The organism is Psychrobacter aquaticus CMS 56, from assembly GCF_000471625.1.
Lineage (GTDB): Bacteria > Pseudomonadota > Gammaproteobacteria > Pseudomonadales > Moraxellaceae > Psychrobacter > Psychrobacter aquaticus.
Genome location: NZ_AUSW01000035.1, coordinates 209,610 through 226,742 on the forward strand (window position 1 = coordinate 209,610; position 17,133 = coordinate 226,742).

Here is a 17,133-nt window from a genome sequence, read left to right on the forward strand (position 1 = left end):
AGCATCGTAGCTTTTTAGTTGGATCCATTTTATTTTTGAGTATCGAAAGCTCCGCCTAACCTACATGCTAATTTATATTTAAAAACAATAATATTTAATCTCATTTATTGCAAACTAACTTAATCAGGGTCTATGCCCCAATTCTTTTTGAAATTCAAGCCAAGGTTCAAGCTGTCCTTCAACAATACCTTCATAAGTTTCCCAATCATTTTTTAGAAAATCGTAAAGTATAGGATGCATCCTATCATTTAGACCTGCTGATAAATCAACCGTTGTTAAGTTTACGTAATTGTCTGCTAACACCTCTATGTTATAGACCTCACTTTCCCTATACGCTATTAAGCCTTGGTAAGTACTACAGCTTGCTAAATAATAAGTTTCAACTTTATTCTCACTATAGTTTTTACCTTCATAAACACTATATATGTATATGAAGTCACTATCATTCTTACTCAATGCTCTAATCATAATTTCAAATTCTACCCATGTGTTAAATTGAGCTATGCTTTCAATTTTTTAGTCATTAAGTTCATATTTAGAACTAGCAGTTCGATGCCTGTATAGCGCACCGAACATATACTGATAACTCATTGAGTGAATATACTACTTTGAAAATGGGTTTAGAGACTGAATGGGGATCAATCCTAAAAAGGCAGCAGCCTGAGACACTTTAGTAAAGTTTTTATCGTGCATGAGGGACAGCATCTGTCTTGAGACAATAACACCGACGCCGTTACTCGTTTGTAGCAGATATTGGTCTTGCTTATTCTTGGACACGCAACATGGCATGCCTACTGTGTCCTTGATCCGTTGAAAGAAGACCTTGATCCGCAGGGTGAAGAACGTGAAGAGCGCGAAACCGATTGAGCAAGACCACTGCCGCCTCCTGTTATGGCGGCGGTCATTGTCTTAAACGCAGGCCCGCAGGCCTAGGGTTAGGGCCCTAAGCTTGTCTAATCACGGATACCGATTGGTTGACCAATTCCATGGATCCGAACGCGGTTAAGAACGCGACGCTGGACGCGTCGGATCCAACACCGATGCGGGCCATCGTGTCGGCATCTGCCATGCCAGTCGGATCAATGAGGTGCCAGCTCCCTCCGAGATAGACCTCGGCCACAGCATGAAAGTCCTGTGGCATCACATCGGGCGCATAAACGCTCGCGAACCTAGCCGGTATTGACGACGCGCGCGCTAGTGCCACGAGAACATGCGCAAAGTCACGGCATACGCCCTGACGTTGAACAAAGCTGTCGAGCGCGGTGGTTTGTGCGTGGCTCGATCCGGGTACATAGCTAAACGCCGACTCGATCCAATCGCGCATCGCGGCAATCCGTGCGCCGCCAGCGAGATCGCCAAACTCGGCGTCCACGAAGGCTTGGAACTGGTCTGACGGGCAATAGCGAGACGGCATCAAATGCTTGATCGTCTCTCCGGGCAAAAGATGGAGGGGCGTTTGTGGTAGTGCCGATATGTCCAAAGCAGGACGGTCAACGGCAATTTCTGCGATGTAAGTGCAGCTAAAGTCCCCTTCGGCGCGGATCCAAATCCGCTCTCCTATGCCATCATCGGCGGCGACCCGTGAAAAATGCGCAACGTCTGATGTCCAAATCTCGGTCGAACGCACCCGCTGATCCACAAGATCGGCGGCCTCGATCTGAAGCAAAAGGTCCATCGGCTCTGAGAGCCGATAGTGGAGTTTGACGTTAAGTTTTAGGATCATGTTCGAACTCCTTAAAGGTATTTATCTGGCAGGCTGACGATCGCGTGGGGCTTTCTGATCGGCGCGAGGCGACACCTAAGCCGCGCAGATCTATCGAAACTGGGATCTTTTGCAATGAACCACCCCGACTATATCAGAGACTGTTTTACTTAAGTCAGGCAGCAATGCCTGACAGGATTAAATTATCATAATAGCGCTTTTCAAACTCAAAGGGTGAGACATAACCAATTGCACTATGCAGTCGGGCTTTATTAAACCTGAGAAGCACTAAAAATCGATTAATTATCGATTTGGCTTTGCAAGACGAGAGCTGTGCTCGAAGTGCTACCCATTCAAGGGTTGCCAGTTCAACATCGCTCACCTCATGCCACTGCTCTTTTAGGTACTCAATCACCTCAGACGTATATAGCCCGTTGACGGTTTCAGCCAAGGCATTATCGTATGAATCGCCTGTTGTGCCAACGGAGGCAATCACGGCGCAATCAGCCATACTAGAAGTATAGCGAATGGATAGATACTGAACGCCGCGATCGCTATGATGAATCACATCTTTGGGCTTGTTTCTGTCTGCTAGCGCTTGATTTAAGGCTGCCATTGTTCCCATAACGGAGCTTAGGGTAAATAATTTGATAACCAAAAAAGCCATTGTATAGGTTGCGCTAAATTGTGGATAGTCTATCGATAATAATGTTTCAAAAATACAGCCAAATTATGAGCTGTGGTATAATTCGACATTATAAAAAAGCACCTTGTCATCACTGTGCTATCGTCCCTTTATTTTTTATTATTAAGACTTTTTTATGGCCAACTCTACGTTTGATGCTCAAACCATCTCCAACAGCCTAAAAGCTGCCAAACACCAACCGCGTAAACGCTTTGGTCAAAACTTTTTGCATGATGGCAGTGTCATTCGCCAAATCGTTGATAGCATTCGCCTGAAACGCGATGATAATTTGATCGAGATTGGCCCAGGAATGGGCGCACTGACTGAGCCGTTATTGGCAGAAGTGGAGGCAATGACGGTGGTAGAGCTGGATCGTGATCTGGCAGACAGTTTGCGTATTCGTATCGGTGCCAACAGCCATCCAAACTTTACGATTATCAAAGACAATGCCATGCATGTCGATTATCGTGAGCTATATAGCGAGGAGCGCGGTAAGCTACGCGTGGTGGGCAATCTGCCTTATAATATTTCTACACCGATACTGTTCCATTTGCTCAGTTATGCTGATGTGATTCAAGACATGCATTTTATGTTGCAAAAAGAAGTGGTTGAGCGTATTACGGCTGATGTCGGTAGCAAGACCTATGGCCGTTTGTCTGTCATCATGCAATATCACTGCGACACGGACTATTTGCTAACAGTACCTCGCGGTGCATTCAATCCACCGCCAAAAGTGACCAGCGCTGTGTTTCGACTGACCCCGCATATTAACAAGCCGGTCGTGGCAGAAGATGAAGATTATTTTGCCATCGTTGTGCGCGAAACCTTTAATCATCGCCGCAAGACACTACGTGCTATTTTTAAAAAATCGACGTTGTTACCGACGCTGAGCGAGGATGATTTTGCTGCTTGTGGTATCGATCCGCAGGCACGTCCTGAGACGTTGAGCGTTAAAGATTTTGCGAATTTAAGCAATCATGCGCGTCATTTAGACGTGTAGTCAGTTTTGTTGTTCGAACCATTTATCCCAGCATTACTATGTTTTTTAGATTGAATCAATTAGCGCATAAGCTAATAGCTATTGGTTTTGACATTGCTTGTCTTATCATTACATCTACACCATTGAGGTATTATGAGTTTTCGCCATCAGTATGTCATCGGCGACTTGCAAGGCTGTCATGCCGCATATCGTCAGTTGCTAAAGTCGTTGGATTTTGATCCTAACCAAGATAAGTTGTGGTTCGCTGGTGATTTGGTGGCACGTGGTGAAGATTCATTAAATACGCTGCGTGATGTCAAAGCCTTGTGTGAGCAAGGTGCGGCCGCAACCGTACTTGGTAATCATGACCTGAATTTACTGGCTGTGTGGCGCGGTGCAACGAAAATCAAGAAAAAAGATAAGACCGCACCGATTTTTGCTGCCCATGATGGCGATGAGTTGCTTGAATGGTTACGGCATCAGCCGATTCTGGCGTATCCTGACGAGCATACGGTGCTGGTACATGCTGGCATTCCACCGCATTGGAGTATTGAGGCCGCCGCAAACTATGCACAGCAGTTAGAGGCGCAGCTCCAAGGCAGTCTGGCGCAGCTTGATCGGTTGTTGCCGAATTTATACAGCAAAACTGCTGATGAATGGCATCCGGACATCAATGGTTTTACCAAGATGCGTGCGATTGCCAATTATTTTACTCGTATGCGCTTATGCAAACAGGATGGGTCGCTTGAGTTTGTTTTTACAGCAGGATTAGATGAACCGATGCCTGAGGGTTTTTTGCCTTGGTTTGAATGGCATATACCTCGTACACGTAAGATATTGTTTGGTCATTGGGCAGCGTTGCAAGGTGAGGTCGATTTGCCTTATGCCCGTGCGCTTGATGGCGGCTGCGTTTGGGGCAACTATCTATTGGCGTACAGATTGAGTGACGGTAAAGTAATAACGTCAAGTGCGCAGTGCCCAAAACCATAGCGAACGGTTAAAAATCAATGTCTTAAAGCGTGTTTAGACATTCGATTCGACCCTAGGGCATGTCCTCAATTCAATCGATAATCATCTAAATGGACTAAAAATGGCTAAATTTTGTCAAACTGCGTCAAATAGCTAGGTAATATCTCAATATTATCGGCGCTATTTTCCTTGTTTGACGGCATATTTATCTCATTTTTATCACCATTTCTGAAATGAGGGTACGCCCTAGTAATTCTGTCAGTGCCATGGTCGAATCTTCAATCACATCTTTATGGTATTAGAGAGCACATCAATCCTCAAACCACCAAGACTGTCCATTTAACTGGGCAGTTTTGGTGGTTTTGGTGGTTTTGGTAGTGGTGTTTTGACGTCACCAGTCGTTTTGCTATCAGGAACGCTAGGATTTTGCTCATTACCACTAACATCACTAGTATCGTGGTCAAAAGTGTTCAGCGTTTTGGTCTCTTTATCATACTGAATATCATCAGTATAAGGCATGCTATTTAATTCTGCATCAACCAAACCATCATCAAGTTCTACGATCTTGTCTGAAACATTCGGAGGCTGGGTAGCGTCTTTTTCTGGTTGATTGTCATAGTATATATCGGTGCTCGTTTGCCCGTTTTGCGCACTAGCTTGCTTAGATTCAGGCAGTATTCTGACATCAGACAATCGCCTGACTACGTAATTGCTGGGTAAGGGTTTTCCACCTTTTTGCGCTGAGGTATCATCAAAGATCATGTGTCCTTGGCTATCGATACGGGCGTACTTCATGGGTTTGTCACGTGGCCAAAAAAAGTCAGAAGGATGGCTAATAATGTGACCAAACACGAGCTTTGTTAAGCGTCCCCATTCAAAGAACTGCACTTCTTTAGAGCGTAATGCCACAAACAATGCTAGCGAAAAGCTGACTGTCAGGTTGACCATACCGATTAGCGCCACGCCAAGCAGCGATAATAAAATAATATTCCAGCTCATTTGGTCAGCAGAGATGTTGAATAAACCATGTGCTAAGTTTGCCGAGGCAAAAGCAATATGTCGAATATCAATCGGCAGCCCAAATATGAAGCCAATGGTTGCCGTACTTCCTAGGAAAACCCCGAATAAAAAGTTACCCATGATAGCGCCTAAGTTGGCTTCTACAAAGTCGCCCAAACGCTTGAGCCATGAGGGTGGCAATATAGCCTTCAATAACCTATGACGCTGGATACGCGCCCCCACATGATTATAGACCGCTAGGTTGTCATAGTAACCGGCAATCAGACCAGACAAAAACAAATACACCCCAGCAATGGCAGCATGAGGAAGGGCCAGTGAGTGAAACGGGTCAATATCATGGAGTAAGTGGCTAGCTTGTTCAGAACCAATCATCGGCGTGCCAGTATACTGCAACCATGCAAAAGAGATCAAAAGAGCAACAGGAATTGCCATCATGACGTTACCCATAATGGCAATAAATTGAGTACGTAAAATATCAACGACCAATTCTGAGAGCTTAGTCAATTGATGGGATTTTTTGCCAGAACTCTCAGAGATGGTAGAGGCAATCGCTGCCGCCGTCATAGCTGGCTGTTTGGTCGCGACTGTCCCACGAATCACATGAATGAATACAAAGCCCAAACCATAAATCATGCTATTAAGAAACGCTCGTCCTATCGGTGCAAGGGCCAGCTCATATGTCACTACTTTGGTAGTGGCCATAAAAGCGATGACAAAGCCGCCAATCGAGGCTTTTTTAAACATTTTCCGATAGCCTGCTTTATCAGTACTGATATAATGCTCACCAACGCGGCTGGCATTTTCTGTGACTTTACGGGAGAGCAATTTGGTATTGTTGTCGATCAGATAAATAATGCTATAGCGTCGATTGGCAGTGGTAATCAGCGTTTGTATCAGCTCAATTATGGCGTTGTCACGCTTTTGAGCATTTTCTGTCACCAGTTCAGTGAGAATACGTATTCGTTGCAAACTTTGATCCAAACGCAGCATCATATTGGTTAAACGAATAGAGATACCGGTTTTGTAAATACGTTTTCGTACGGTGGCAACGATATCTTCGCACTGCTCAATCATGACCAACAAAGGTGCAGAATCAACCGCATTTTCGGGGGTGATATCGGTTAACGTATCAAGCTCATGCGCTTGTCTATATTGATTGACAAATAGCACTGCTTCTTGATTTTGAGCAACAAAAGACGCTGAGTAATTCAGTATTTGGGGGTAAGACTCCATCAAATCGGGATGTAAGCCAATACCGCTGATACGATAAGATAAAATAATAATAGCGTTTAAAATACTGTTTTTGGCAGTGGCGACTAAGTCTAAGTGCTTTTCTTCTACTTTGAGTAAGGCAACCAGCTCATCCCATTTTTCTTTTTCGATATTGGCAAGCCAGCGTTCATCAGAACGCTTATTAAATAAATAACCAACCAGCTCAACGACTGAGTCTTCTTGAGGTAACAGTGGTAAAAACCGATGACCGACCAAGCGGCGCAAACTGATAAAAAACCCCTGATCCGACATGATACCAGTATCGGTATAAAGAGAGATTTGACGATATTGGATAATCAGTCTTAGGACAAAGCTAGATAGTCCATCTCCGTATTCTGGATGCTGACGCAGGATATCAATCAGTGATTGGATATTTTCATTGGCTAATTCAGTCTCCTTTTCACTCGCTCGTAGCTCATCTATTAAGCGTTTAAGTACCGCAGCATCAGGTACGTCGCTTAGGGCAGTAATCTGCTGTAAAATGCGTTTTAATTCTGACACATCGCATCCTTTATTATGGTTGTTTCAAGCGTTTTTATTACCCAATAATGGTCATGGTGCAATGGGTTATAGCGACCAAACCGGCTAAAAATCGGTAATAGGTAATGTTTTAATTTGATCAGAGGGACACTTTGTCTTGTGCTATTTTAATCGTAACCATGCCTCAATAGTTAATTATTTTGTTAGCAGTTATTTTGACAAAAAAAAGGACAGTTAGGTAACTGTCCTTTTCATTAAAGTAATCATAAAATTATGGTAATGAGGGCCTAGCTGGCAGGCACATCAAAGTAGTCAAGATCAAAATTCATCATCGGATCACTACCAGCTTTAACCATTTGTGCGTGAGCATCAATACGTGGTAAGACACGACCGATGAAGTAATCAGCAAGCTTGGCTTTATTGGTATAAAAATCACCTTCTTTACCATGTGCCGCTTCAACCATTAATGCAAACATGTATGAGTAAGCGAGGTAGCCAAAAGCATGCATGTAATCTACAGCACAGCCGTTGATCTCGTTTTTACGTTCACCAATATTACTCAGAACCGTGTTGGTTAAGGTTTCAATCGTATCGGCAGCATCTAGCGTGGCTTGTTTGATACCATGATCTGCCTGCATATTGCTGACGAAATCACGAATCTCACCCAAGAAATGCGTGACATATTTACCATTATTACGAGCCACTTTACGACCTAATAGGTCAAGGGCTTGAATACCGTTGGTGCCTTCATAAATTTGCGCAATACGGGTGTCGCGAACGATTTGTTCCATACCCCATTCGCGGATATAGCCATGACCACCAAAAACTTGCTGGCAATCAACCGTGGCTTCTAATGCTTTATCCGTCAAAAAAGCTTTGGCAACGGGCGTGAGTAGCGCCACACGAGCGGCTGCTGCTTGTGCTGACTCAGGATCGGTACTAAATTTCTCTTCGTCAAGGTTTTTGGCGACATACATGGCAAAGCAACGAGACGCTTCGGTATTGACTTTGGCATTCAATAGCATACGGCGTACATCAGCGTGATGAATGATTGCATCAGCTGGCTTTTCTGGGCTTTGCAGTTGTGTATCGCTACGGCCTTGACCGCGGTCATTGGCATAAAGCGCTGCGTTTTGATAAGCAAGCTCAGAACCGCCAAGACCTTGTAAGCCCATGGTGACGCGCTCATAGTTCATCATGATGAACATTGAAGCCAGCCCCGTGTTTTCTGCGCCTACCATCCAGCCTTTAGCATTATCGAAGTTCATCACGCAAGTAGCAGAGGCTTTGATACCCATTTTGTGCTCAATTGAGCCAACTGCTAGGGTATTGCGCGCGCCCAAGCTACCATCTTCATTGACCAAGAATTTTGGTACGACAAATAGCGAAATGCCTTTTGAGCCTTCTGGTGCATTAGGCGTCTTTGCCAATACCAAGTGAATGATGTTCTCAGTTAAATCATGCTCACCGCCAGTGATAAAGATTTTGGTGCCAGAGATATCGTAGCTGCCATCCTCATTAGGCACGGCTTTGGTTTTAATGATACCTAGGTCAGTACCCGCATGTGGCTCTGTCAGACACATAGTACCAGCCCACTCGCCGTTGTACATTTTTTCTAGATACGTCTGTTTTTGCTCTTCAGAGCCAGCGGCATTCAGACAAAGCGTCGCCCCAACGGTTAGGTTAGGATAAAGAGCAAATGACTGATTGGCCGTAAAAATCATCTCTTCAGTCAGCATGGTGACCATTTTTGGAAAACCTTGACCACCGTATTCTGCATTGCCACTTAAACCGACCCAGCCTGATTCAGCGTACTGCTTGTAGGCTTCTTTAAAGCCAGTTGGTGTGGTCACAACGCCATCACCTTCAAAGGTTGCGCCTTCTTCGTCACCACTGCGGTTGATAGGTAAAAGAACGTTTTTTGAAAGTTTTGCCATTTCTTCCAAAATCATATCGACCGTTTGCATGTCGACATGTGCCAAGTTTTCGTTGCTTTGCCAAAATTCTGGCGCTTTAAACACATCATTTAAGATAAAGCGCATGTCATTAAGAGGGGCATTATAAACAGCCATAAACATTCCTTTGGTTTAATTGAATAAAATGGGCGTTGTTAAGATTATCAACTGTTTTTTTGAGGTAACCTTAGCGATTCATAACCAAAGTTTAACAAATAAGCGGGTGAGCGAGTGTATTTCTTCGTGAATTGTGCGTACACCAAAACTTAGCAATCGCTATTGCAGAGCCGTTGCTATCAGAAGCTACAAAAAAGTTATCCCAGTCTCGCTGACTCTCTTTTATATTGACCTGATTATATAAGTAGCCATACAAAGCAAATCGGCAACATACCGAAGTATATTGCCGACAGACATATCTTGCTAAAGATTTGAACCTTTTAATTAAAAGGCGAACTGCTCAACATCCATGCTCATGTACGGCTCGACACCCGTGCTGATACGCTGTGCGTAAGTCGTCGTACGTGGTAATAGCTTGGTAAAGTAGAACTGTGCCGTTTTGAGTTTGGCATCATAAAAGGCGTGTTCGCTGTTGCCTTTAGCAATTTCGGTTTGAGCGATCAGTGCCATACGTGCCCATAAATAAGCTTGGGTCACATAACCACTAAAGTACATGTAATCAACGGCTGCACCGCCAACGGCTTCTGGATTTTCAGCAGCTTGCTTGCCAATTTCAGTGGTCAATTCGCCCCATTGTTTAATGTGGTTGAGAAGGGGCGTAATAAACTGCTCCATGGCTTCATTGTCTTTATTGTCATCACAGAACTGCTGAATCACATTGGTAAAGTTGACCAGTAATTTACCTTGTGAGCCCAACACTTTACGGCCAATCAAATCTAGCGATTGGATCTGAGTGGTGCCTTCATAGATACAAGAAATAGTCGTATCACGGACGTTCTGCTCTAAGCCATACTCCGTACAGAAACCACTACCGCCTAATATCTGTACGCCGTGACCTGCCGCTTCTAGTCCAGTTTCGGTTAGGAACGCTTTACCGATTGGGGTTAGTAAAGACAGCATTTGGTTGGCATATTCTTGTGCCTCACCTTCGCCTTTAGCGACGGTATCAGCGAACTGAGACATATAACCTATAAGAGCACGTCCACCCTCGGCAAAGGCTTTGGTCGTCAATAACATATCACGGACGGCAGGGTGCACAATGATAGGATCAGCAGGTTTTTCAGGCGCTTTAGTACCGTCTAAAGAACGAAATGCTAGGCGATCTTTTGCAAACGCTAAGCCACCTTGAAAGGCAAATTGAGCCGCAGTAACACCTTGAATAGCTGTGCCAATACGTGCCACATTCATAAAGGTGAACATCGCATTCAGACCGCGATTTTCTTCACCGATCAAGAAACCAGTCGCCCCGTCGTAGTTCATGACACAAGTGGCCGATGCTTTGATACCCATTTTGTGCTCAATTGAGCCACAAGAGACAGCATTACGCGCGCCTAAACTATGATCGTCATTGACCATAAATTTAGGTACAACGAACAAAGATAAGCCTTTGGTACCAGCAGGTGCATTTGGAAGACGAGCCAAAACAATATGGATAATATTGTCAGACATATCGTGCTCACCGGCTGAAATCCAAATTTTGCTGCCTTTGATGTTATAAGTGCCGTCATCGTTAGGTTCAGCTTTGGTGCGAACTAAGTTTAGATCAGAACCACACTGCGGCTCGGTCAAACACATCACACCTGTCCATTCGCCCGCTATCAAGTTTGGCAGATACTTTTGTTTTTGTTCATCCGTACCATGATGCTCAAGCGTTGCCATGCAGCCCTCTGATAGACCAGGGTACATACCAAATGACCAGTTGGCCGTGCCTATAATTTCAGAGATAGCTGAATTGAGTGACATTGGCATGTTTTGACCGCCAAACTCCTCTTCGGCAGTTAAAGAGGTAAAGCCAAGCTCACAGTACTGCTTGTAGGCTTCTTTAAAGCCTTTAGGCGTGGTTACTTCACCATTACTAAAATGACAGCCTTCAGCGTCACCGCTTTGGTTTAGAGGCGACAGCTCGTTTTCAGCAAAGCTTGCAGCAGTTTCAAGATAGCTGTCTACGATGTCCGCTTCAACATGAGCGTAATCATTCATGGTTTGATAATGAGCAGTACTGTTCAAAAGCTCATGCATGACAAATTTGATATCGCGTAGGGGTGCTTTATATTGCATAACTTCCTGTCCTTTTTAGAATACAACCGATGATAGTCAATGGTGAGTATATGCTGTGCCATCATCTAGCACCCAGCGTATGCCACTTGAATCTAACGAACTCAAATACGCGATAGGCAGTAACGCAGATTGACCAAATGATCGATTACATAAAATAGTATTGAAATAAATGGCGATTGTCAGAGTCGGCTTGAGGCTTGATGCGCTCTAACAAATTCACTATAAAAGATAGGCTTTCGTAGGCGATTATACAAGTTTGGTGACAGCACTGATAAGTCATGAACCCATCTTGCATCGGCTATACAATCAACGTTAGGCGCTTAACGCGACTGCAATAACTCTATGAAAACACGAATGATATGGGTTAAGTAGGTGACAGTTAATCGTGGTTTATTTGGGAGCGTACTGCTGAATCAACATCTCAGTGGCAATATCAACAGGCACGGGTTTGCCAAGAAAATAGCCTTGACCATACTGACAGCCCATCGCTAATAGCAGGTCGCGCTGCTGCTGGGTTTCGATACCTTCAGCGATTACTTGCATATCGAGGGCAACTGCCAAGTCTAAAATGGCTTTTACAATTGCATGCTGAGTACGATCAGTTTCGATATTAGAGATAAAACTTTTATCGATTTTAATAAAATCAAACGGATATTCTTGTAGGTAACTTAAGGACGCGTAGCCAGTACCAAAATCATCCAAAGCCAGAAAAACACCTAGCTCTTTGAGCGAATCAAGTTGTTTTTTGACGTTAGCGTGGCGCTGAATTAAAGAAGATTCAGTCACTTCGATATGTAATTGCTGCGCGTAAATATCATGCTGTGCTAACAGATTTTTCACCATCTCAAAAAAATCAGGATGACTAAATTCAGCGGCGTCAGCATTGATACAGATGTGCTGACAAAAGCCTTGTTGTAGCCAAATAGATAACTGCTGGGTAATTCGAACGGCCATTTGTGAGAATAGCTCAAATGATAGCTTGTGAGTGAGAATAGCATCGATAAAATCTATCGGTTTTAGCAGGCCGCGTGTTGGATGCTGCCAGCGTACTAGGGCTTCAAAACCAGTGATAATGCCAGTAGCCAGTTCAAATTTCGGTTGATAATACGGTATAAACTGGCCTTCAGTTGCCGCGATTCTAAGCTCAGCCTCTAACTGTAAGCTGCCAGCGGTGGCTTCGTCAATATCTGTATGATACCAGCAGATATCGTCACCACCTTGCTGCTTGATATAATGTAGCGCTTTTTCGGCTTTGATTAGTAACCCATTCAAATCATCATCATTGTCAGGAAAATAACTGACACCGACGGAAATACGGCAATAAATATTGGCTTTTGTCGCAGTGTTTTCGTCCAAAGAGAAAGGGCGTTCACACATTTGCATTAAGCTATCTAGTTGATGACGTATCATATTGGCATCATTGCACTCGAATGATAAGGCAAAATCATCGCCACCAAAATGAGAAAAACACTGTAAATTATCGAGCTTGAGGTTTTTAATGCGTGTGACAAATTTCTCTATCAAAGTATTGATACTATCAGAGCCCAGTAGGCTTGCGAGATGGCGATAACGATCAATATTGAAGCGCACGATAATGACGTCTTGGTAGCTGTCTAATAGTAAATCACTGGTTTGACTCAAGAATACTTTACGATTGGGTAAGCCGGTCAATTGGTCATAGTTGAGCAGGTGCGTCACCTTTTTTTGGTCTTTAATGGCCAAAGACACATCACGTACCATGCCGACGTAATAAGTAGCATCCTCGACACAAATTTTGCGGTATGTCATATGACATTCAAGCATCTGTCCATAGCGATTGGGCATAGAAAAATTATTTTCATAAAAACCACGGCTATCTAAGTGATTGATGATATCCGCTAAAATAACCCTTTCTTCTTCTGATAAAAACTCTGCGGCATATATACCAAGTGGTCGCCCAATGATAAATGCCTCGCGATAACCAATCATCATCTCATAACTGGCATTTACCGACAGATAGCGTAAATTGGCGTCTAAGATAAAAACAGCATCATCCAGTTGCTCGCACAATTTGGCCAGTAGTTGCTGCTTGGCTGCGACTGAAATAGGAGCAAAATTAGGCATGATGAAACTCACAACGTCAGAATAAAACAGTAAAATTGCATCTGTGGCGTTTGGTTAACTAATTACTCAAAGCATGGAGTGTCGCCAATGCGACCACTGGCGCAGTCTCGGTACGTAAGACCCTTGTGCCAATTTGCCACGGCTCAAAACCAACCTCTGCTGCTTGTTGGCATTCATCGATGCTAAGTCCTCCTTCTGGGCCAATCAATAGCTCAATATAAGCGGTTTTTTGCTTTAGGACGGCTGGTAGCGACTTAGGCATAGCAGGTTGTCCTGCTGCGGGTACGCTCAATTGCATACGTAAATCGGCTGTCTGCTGTAATATTTGATAATGAGGATCTAGACTGAGCATGGATACAATAGGACTGACAACTATGTCTCTGTTCGACGGCTTGTTGTCTACATTGCTTAACCAATCATTTATCGATAAAGGCGCAATAATAAGTGGTGGGCGATTGAGTCCGCATTGTTCACAGGCGGCAATGGCAACTTGTTGCCAATGCGCCAGCTTTTTTTCGACTTGTGCTGGCTTTAGGTTAACCTCGCCATGATGACTGCTTAATAATTGAATGGCAGTGACACCAAGCTCGGTCGATTTTTGGATGGCGTAGTCCATTCGCTCGCCGCGACTCATCACTAGGCCAATCTTAGTAAAGACAGTAGTAGTGCGATCATCCTTTAAATGCGCCAGTAAAGTCGCAGTGGCATGTTTTTTACTGATAGTTTGTAGCTGTACTTGATACTCACCGCCGAATCCATCAAATAACACACCTTGATCGCCAATATTTGCTCGTAAAACACGGCACCAATGATGGACGATGTTCTCTGTCAATTCCACGATGGCACCGATAGGCACCGTGTTAAGCTGAGGGTAGATGGCGTCTTTTCCATCATTGATATCATTACGGGTGTCATAAAAAAAACGTCGCACAGTCGCTTAGTCCTATATTTTAAATAACAATATGTTTAAATATCTTAGCAGAATATCATTTGTGTAGGTAAGGGTGTTATCGTTGGTAGATTGTGTATTATATAGTGAGGTCAACATAAAAGAGAGTCAGCGAGACTGGGATAAATTTTTTGTAGCCTCTGTCTGCAACGGCACAGCAAGCAAGAAAAATTTATCCCAGTCCCACATCATAATATCGTGTATCCATTTTACTTGGGATCGACCATATTAAACCCTAAAAATACGATTAGCTCTGTCAAACTCGTTTGGCCTACCATGCGTCGTACTTGCACTCGTTTGCCTTGTACCCACAAATAATAAATAATGCAACAATAAAAAACTGGCGCTCCTAAGAACGCCAGTCATTTAGCAATCAGAATGTTACTGGTTTAAGCTGTCAATCCCAAGGCCTCAACCAAGCGTTTATTTGGCTCGACCTTATTCATGCTATAAAAATGCATGGCAGGGACGCCCTCACTAATAAGACGCTCACACAGACGATAGACGACGTCAAAACCAAACTCGCGGATGGCTTTACTATCATCACCAAAGTCAGATAACTGCTTACGCACATAACGCGGAATATCAGCGCCACAGCTATCGGCAAAGCGTATAAGGTTGCTAGAATTGGTGATTGGCATAATACCAGCGACTAAAGGCTTAGCCACGGTATCGATGCCGCGTTTTTCTAAAGTGTCGCGCAAATAAAGATAGCTATCGGCATTATAAAAAAACTGCGTAATCGAAGCATTCGCCCCAGCTTGGTACTTATTGACTAAATTGTCGACATCAAACGCAAAGCTACGCGCTTGTGGATGCATCTCAGGGTAGGCAGCCACCTCGATATGAAAATGATCGCCTGAGTGTTCACGAATAAACTTAACCAAGTCTACGGCAAACGGTAGCTCACCCATACCAACCTGACCTGATGGTAAGTCACCACGGAGTGCTACCAAACGCTTGATACCCAAACCTTTATAAAGATCGAGCAATTCGGCGATTTCACTTTTGTCATCACCAATACAAGACATGTGCGGCGCAATGTCAGTATCACCGCGTGCGCATAAGGCGTGTACGATATCCAGAGTACGGCTACGGGTTGAGCCACCAGCACCATAGGTTACCGAAAAATAGGCCGGTGATAGCTTATTCAACTCATCATAAGTGCTTAGTAACTTATCGTGCCCTTGCTCAGTTTTTGCAGGGAAAAACTCAAAGGAGAAAGCCGGCTTACTCACAGTCTGACTCCTTTTAGTATTTATAAGCGTCAGGTTTGAATGGCCCTTCGACAGGCACGCCCAAATATTCAGCTTGTTTTTCGGTAAGCTTCGTCAGCGTACCATTGAACCCTGCGACCATTGCCGCTGCAACTTCTTCGTCTAATTTCTTCGGTAATACTTTGACGTATAAGTTGTCAGTACGTGTGTCAGCTGGCAAGTCGGCGAATTTTTCTTCGAACAAATACATCTGTGCCAATACTTGGTTGGCAAATGAGCCGTCCATCACACGTGATGGGTGACCAGTGGCGTTACCCAAGTTCACCAAACGACCTTCAGCAAGCAAAATCAGATAATCGTTTTCATCGTCTGAGCGGAAAATTTGATGAACTTGTGGCTTGATCTCAACCCAGCGCCAGTTATCACGCATAAATTGGGTGTCAATTTCGGTGTCAAAATGCCCAATATTACAGACCACTGCACCCGGCTTGAGTGCTGCTAACATATGTCTATCACAAACATGGTAATTACCAGTGGTCGTGACAATCATGTCAGTATCTTCAAGCAGACGCGTATTGATATTGTCCGCACCGCCAGTGTTGTCGCCATTGATGTAAGGTGACAGTACTTCAAATCCGTCCATACAAGCCTGCATCGCACAGATAGGATCGACTTCTGAAACACGTACAATCATGCCTTCTTGACGTAAGCTTTGCGTAGAACCTTTACCCACATCGCCATAACCGATAACCAAAGCGCGGCGACCAGCAAGGAACATATCGGTTGCGCGTTTGATGGCATCATTTAAGCTGTGACGGCAGCCATATTTATTGTCATTTTTAGATTTGGTCACCGCATCATTGACGTTGATGGCAGGTACTTTTAGCGTGCCTTTATTTAACATCTCAACCAAACGATGGACACCAGTAGTGGTCTCTTCTGAGATACCATGAATGTTATCAAGCAATTCAGCGTAATCATCATGAATCAGTGCGGTTAAATCGCCACCATCATCCAAGATTAAATTTGCATCCCACAGCTGACCAGATGCTTCACCGCCAACGTGTACTTGCTGGCGCAGACACCACTCGTACTCTTCTTCGGTTTCGCCTTTCCAAGCATAAACAGAGATACCAGCAGCAGCAATAGCCGCAGCAGCGTGATCTTGGGTTGAGAAGATATTACATGACGTCCAGCGTACTTCAGCACCTAGCGCGACTAGTGTCTCGATAAGAACCGCAGTCTGAATCGTCATATGAATACAGCCAGCGATTTTTGCGCCTTTTAGCGGTTGGTCGGCTTCGTAGCGACGACGCAAACCCATGAGGGCAGGCATTTCAGCTTCAGCAAGGGTGATTTCACGGCGGCCGTAATCAGCGAGGCTGATGTCAGCAACTTTATAGTCAGTGAAAGAGGGGTCGATCGTATGGGCAGATGGGGTGTTAGACACTGCGTCCATAATATGCTCCTATCAGTGGTTAATTTATGATAAAAAGAATAAAAACGCAGGTGCCGTTATTTGCGCTGTTGACGACCTATAAGGGCAGCCAACAGTTAACCGAGCCTA

At 44.2% G+C, this 17,133-nt stretch carries 12 protein-coding genes and 1 pseudogene; 2 read left to right on the top strand and 11 right to left on the bottom strand.

The features are described 5' to 3' along the window. Window positions 1-123: 123 nt before the first annotated feature. From M917_RS12680 to M917_RS12695, 4 genes and pseudogenes are all read right to left on the bottom strand, one after another. Window positions 124-456 carry a hypothetical protein gene (locus M917_RS12680; protein ID WP_131656025.1) on the bottom strand — a complete coding sequence of 111 codons (333 nt, stop codon included), beginning with the start codon at window positions 454-456 and terminating at the stop codon, window positions 124-126. A gap of 147 nt (window positions 457-603) precedes the next feature. After that, the gene (locus M917_RS12685; protein WP_021815268.1) at window positions 604-777 is read right to left on the bottom strand and encodes a transposase; all 174 of its coding nucleotides are present in this window, start codon (window positions 775-777) and stop codon (window positions 604-606) included. Window positions 778-943: 166 nt separating this feature from the next. After that, window positions 944-1,723 (bottom strand): transglutaminase-like domain-containing protein, encoded by a 780-nt coding sequence (locus tag M917_RS12690; RefSeq protein WP_021815270.1) that lies wholly within the window; start codon window positions 1,721-1,723, stop codon window positions 944-946. 154 nt (window positions 1,724-1,877) lie between these two features. After that, window positions 1,878-2,375: pseudogene (locus tag M917_RS12695) on the bottom strand (hypothetical protein); the annotation flags it as partial. Window positions 2,376-2,523: 148 nt separating this feature from the next. On the opposite strand from M917_RS12695, the gene rsmA reads away from it, so the two are divergent. Next, the gene (gene rsmA / locus M917_RS12700) at window positions 2,524-3,387 is read left to right on the top strand and encodes a 16S rRNA (adenine(1518)-N(6)/adenine(1519)-N(6))-dimethyltransferase RsmA (protein WP_021815272.1); all 864 of its coding nucleotides are present in this window, start codon (window positions 2,524-2,526) and stop codon (window positions 3,385-3,387) included. Window positions 3,388-3,519: 132 nt separating this feature from the next. After that, the gene (locus tag M917_RS12705; RefSeq protein ID WP_021815273.1) at window positions 3,520-4,356 is read left to right on the top strand and encodes a symmetrical bis(5'-nucleosyl)-tetraphosphatase; all 837 of its coding nucleotides are present in this window, start codon (window positions 3,520-3,522) and stop codon (window positions 4,354-4,356) included. A gap of 318 nt (window positions 4,357-4,674) precedes the next feature. Here M917_RS12705 and M917_RS12710 read toward each other — a convergent pair whose 3' ends face one another. The 7 genes from M917_RS12710 to ahcY all read right to left on the bottom strand — a co-directional run bounded on the left by M917_RS12710 (window position 4,675) and on the right by ahcY (window position 17,025). Next, window positions 4,675-7,128, bottom strand: a complete 2,454-nt coding sequence (locus tag M917_RS12710; protein ID WP_021815274.1) for a site-specific recombinase — start codon at window positions 7,126-7,128, stop codon at window positions 4,675-4,677. 266 nt (window positions 7,129-7,394) lie between these two features. Continuing rightward, complete coding sequence (locus M917_RS12715; protein ID WP_021815275.1) at window positions 7,395-9,179, bottom strand: acyl-CoA dehydrogenase C-terminal domain-containing protein; 1,785 nt, start codon at window positions 9,177-9,179, stop codon at window positions 7,395-7,397. Between the two features lie 324 nt (window positions 9,180-9,503). Next, window positions 9,504-11,297: an acyl-CoA dehydrogenase C-terminal domain-containing protein gene (locus M917_RS12720; protein WP_021815276.1), complete on the bottom strand. Its 1,794-nt coding sequence runs from the start codon at window positions 11,295-11,297 to the stop codon at window positions 9,504-9,506. Window positions 11,298-11,687: 390 nt separating this feature from the next. Next, window positions 11,688-13,400 (bottom strand): putative bifunctional diguanylate cyclase/phosphodiesterase, encoded by a 1,713-nt coding sequence (locus M917_RS12725; protein ID WP_021815277.1) that lies wholly within the window; start codon window positions 13,398-13,400, stop codon window positions 11,688-11,690. A gap of 58 nt (window positions 13,401-13,458) precedes the next feature. After that, complete coding sequence (locus M917_RS12730; RefSeq protein WP_021815278.1) at window positions 13,459-14,331, bottom strand: 16S rRNA (uracil(1498)-N(3))-methyltransferase; 873 nt, start codon at window positions 14,329-14,331, stop codon at window positions 13,459-13,461. A gap of 407 nt (window positions 14,332-14,738) precedes the next feature. Next, the gene (locus M917_RS12735) at window positions 14,739-15,587 is read right to left on the bottom strand and encodes a methylenetetrahydrofolate reductase (protein WP_021815279.1); all 849 of its coding nucleotides are present in this window, start codon (window positions 15,585-15,587) and stop codon (window positions 14,739-14,741) included. 13 nt (window positions 15,588-15,600) lie between these two features. Then, window positions 15,601-17,025 (bottom strand): adenosylhomocysteinase, encoded by a 1,425-nt coding sequence (gene ahcY, locus M917_RS12740; protein WP_021815280.1) that lies wholly within the window; start codon window positions 17,023-17,025, stop codon window positions 15,601-15,603. Between the last annotated feature and the right edge of the window lie 108 nt (window positions 17,026-17,133).